Consider the following 3,231-nt stretch of genomic DNA (forward strand, 5'->3'; position numbering starts at 1 on the left):
GGTGGCGGCGCGGCCGGGACAATCGGGCGTGATCTATGTGGGCTCGCGCGACCGGACCGAGGAGCTGGCCCAGATGCTGCGGGGCCAGGGCGCGCCGGCGCTGGCCTATCACGCCGGCCTGGACAAAGCGGTCCGCACCGAGCGCCTGGAGCGGTTTCTCGAAGCCGAGGCGGCGGTGATGGTGGCCACCATCGCGTTCGGCATGGGCATCGACAAGCCCGATGTGCGCTACGTGATCCATGCTGATCCGCCGGCTTCCATCGAGGCCTATTGGCAGGAGGTCGGCCGTGCGGGCCGCGACGGTGAACCCGCCGAAGGGATCACGTTCTATGGCGCTGCTGACCTCTCCTGGGCGCTGCGGCGCATCGCCGGGCGCGACATGGATGAGACGGTCAAGCAGGTGCAGGCCCGCAAGGTGCGGCAGCTCTACGCCATGCTGGATGGCGTCGGCTGCCGGGCAAGCGCGGTGCGGCGCTACTTCGGCGAAGTCGAGGTGGAGCCCTGCGGCCAGTGCGACGCCTGCACGGGCGCCGTCGCCGCCATCGACATGACCGTAGCGGCCCAGAAGGCGTTGTCAGCCGCCCATCGGCTGGGCGGCCGGTTCGGGCGCGGGCGGCTGGTGGACCATCTGTTGGGCAAGACCAAGGACGTCAGCGACTGGGAGGCCTCGCTCTCGACCTGGGGGATCGGCGCAGAGCTGTCGGCCGGCCAGTGGCGCGACCTGACCGAACAGTTGCTGTTCGAAGGGCTGCTCTCCGAAGATCCGAACGATGGCCGACCGCTGGTGGGGCCGGGCGACGCAGAGGCGGTGCGCGCTGTATTCCGGGGTGAACGGACGGTGGCCATGCGTCAGGTTTCCGTGGGCGCGCGAACTCCCGGCCGGACGGCGCGGAAAGGCCGGGATGCGAACGCCGTCCCGCCCGCCGACCAACCTCTGTTCGAGGCGCTGCGCGCCTGGCGGACGGCGGAGGCCAAGGCGCAGCATGTGCCGCCTTACGTGATCTTCCACGACCGCACCCTGGCCGAGATCGCCCGCGCGCGCCCGGCGAGCCGCGCCGCCCTGGCCCGCCTGCCCGGCGTGGGCGAGGCCAAGCTGGCCCACTATGCGGAAGCCGTCCTGGGCGTGGTGAAGCCGTTTTGTGGATAGGTCCGGACAGCTTAGATCGGCGGCCGCTACAGCGCCGGTCGTGGACTAGAGATCGGAAGGCGGGCCGGTCTGAAACAGACGGTAGCTGCAAAGGGTTGGACATCGGCGCGCCGGGTGTCATGGCCTTTCGGGTGGCCGAATGGGTGCAGCCGAGACAATGGATTCGAACGAAGGACCCGACGGAGCCATCGGCCAGACCGTGAGCAGCGAGACGACCCCACCCTCGGCAGAGACGTCGACAGGCGCCGATCTGGTGATGATCCGCCTGCTGATGGGCGTCTATTGGTTCGATGAGGCGTTGCAGTCTGCGCTCAAGGCGGCAGGCTGGCCGCCGATCAGCCGCACCCAATCCCTGTTGTTCACCAACATCGCAGCGGGAGAACATCGGCCCGCTCGCCTGGCCGCGAACCTGGGCGTCAGCCGCCAGTCGATGAGCCAGATGCTCGCCGACCTCGCGGCTCGCGGCTATGTCCGGGTGGAGCCCGACCCCCGTGACCGCCGTGCGCAGATCGTGACGTTCGGCGTACAGGCGGGGCCGCTGCGGGCGGCGGCGGCGGCCGTGCTCCGCGACCTGGAGACGGAGCTCCGCGCGCGGATTGGCGAGGAGGCGTTTCAGGCGCTGTCGGTGGGCCTTTCGGCGGTCTGGGGCGACACGCCGGTGGTGGTCGCGCCGGACGCCAGATAGCCTCAGGTCAGCGCGGTGTTGGGCGGCAGACCGACCATCGACCGGCCGCGCAGCTCCAGCGCAGTATCCATATCGTAGACGATGTGGGTGGCCATCACATTCACATCGCGCAGCGCCCGCTGGAGCGGATTGTCGAGCGCGTGCGCGCTGGATCCGGCCCCCTCGCAGACGGTGGCGATCGCGTCCTTGCAGTGGGCCATCACGCTGGCGATCTGCAGGCGCAGCGAGATCCGTTCGTCGACCGTGCTGGGCCGACCCAGCCGCGCCAGGTCCATCGTGCCCCTGGCGGCGTCGCGCAGCAGGATCTCCGCGGTCCGGGCGGCCATGTCGGCGCGGCCCAATCGGATCTGGGCGGCGGGTTTCTCCCCCTGGGTCCCGCTGGTTCCATGCACCACCCGAACATCGAGGCGTTCGCGGAACTGGGCCACGCTGGCCCGCGCCAGACCGACGGCCGGAATCGCGGCGGTGATGCCCAGGAACGGCAGCATGGGCATGCGATAGATCGGGTTGGCGTGCAGCTGAGCGCCCGGCGCGCGCCCTTCGCGCATGTGGCCCATGTCGATAACCCGGTGTTCCGGAACGAACAGGTCGCGGGCCTCGATGTCGTTGCTGCCGGTCGCGGCCATGCCGTCCATGCGCCAGGTGTCCAGCACGCGGGCCTCCGAGGCCGGGAAGGCGAAGAACAGCATCCGCGGCGGCTTCTCGCCAGGGATCATGCCGGTGGCCAGAATCCAGTCGGCGTGCATCACGCCGGTGCCCCAGCGCCAACGGCCTGTCAGACGATATCCGCCGGGAACCGGCTCGGCGCGGCCGGGCGGCATGGTCACCCCCGGGGCGATGACATAGGGCCAGCCGCCGCCAAAGATCTCGTCCTGGGCGGCCTTTCCGAACTGGGCCAGCATCCAATTATGCTCGACACAGAATGAGGTCACCCAGCCGGTGGAGGCGCAGGCCTCGCCCAGCGGCAGCATGGCGTCGATGAAGTCATCCAGGCTGAACTCCAGCCCGCCATAGGCCTTGGGCACGAAGTGGTAGAAGACGCCGGAGTCCCGCAGCGCTTGCCACACCGAGTCAACCGGTCGCCGCAGCGCCTCGGCCGCCTGGGCGGCCTCCGCCAGCATCGGCTTGAGCGCCGCGGTCCGGGCCGCCAACTCCGCGGGTGTGATCGCCGCCAGGGCCTCAGCGCTCAGCCAGTCGCCGCCGGCCGGGATGCGTCGGTCCGCGAGACCGATCGTTTGGGCGTCATCGGCCATGAAGTCCTCCTGCGCCCCTATTAGTCAAGTAAACTGACAAAACTCGTCAAGTCGTTACTTTTGGCGAACCCCTGGCATCAGGCCGGCGCGTACCAGATCGGCGAGGCCCAGGCCCGCTCTTCCACCGTCCGATCGGCGCCGGGAAA

Annotated in this window: 3 protein-coding genes; 2 read left to right on the forward strand and 1 reads right to left on the reverse strand. The window is 69.7% G+C overall.

Features of this window, described 5'->3' with window-relative positions:
* Nucleotides 1-1,147: HRDC domain-containing protein (locus ACIQ3R_RS16655; protein WP_397419973.1), on the forward strand; the 1,147-nt coding region annotated here is incomplete at its 5' end.
* Nucleotides 1,148-1,304: 157 nt separating this feature from the next.
* Nucleotides 1,305-1,832, forward strand: coding sequence for a MarR family winged helix-turn-helix transcriptional regulator (locus ACIQ3R_RS16660; RefSeq protein ID WP_397419974.1), 528 nt, complete (start codon nucleotides 1,305-1,307; stop codon nucleotides 1,830-1,832).
* 2 nt (nucleotides 1,833-1,834) lie between these two features.
* Here ACIQ3R_RS16660 and ACIQ3R_RS16665 read toward each other — a convergent pair whose 3' ends face one another.
* A complete protein-coding gene (locus ACIQ3R_RS16665) occupies nucleotides 1,835-3,085 on the reverse strand; it encodes an acyl-CoA dehydrogenase family protein (RefSeq protein WP_397419975.1) in 1,251 nt (416 codons plus the stop codon).
* Nucleotides 3,086-3,231: the final 146 nt, after the last annotated feature.

The sequence above is a fragment of the Phenylobacterium sp. genome, assembly GCF_044371015.1.
Classification (GTDB): domain Bacteria; phylum Pseudomonadota; class Alphaproteobacteria; order Caulobacterales; family Caulobacteraceae; genus Phenylobacterium.

Coding starts and splice junctions, on each gene's coding strand:
- ACIQ3R_RS16660 (WP_397419974.1), top strand. CDS start 1,305: ATGGATTCGAACGAAGGACCCGACGGAGCCATCGGCCAGACCGTGAGC.
- ACIQ3R_RS16665 (WP_397419975.1), bottom strand. CDS start 3,085: ATGGCCGATGACGCCCAAACGATCGGTCTCGCGGACCGACGCATCCCG.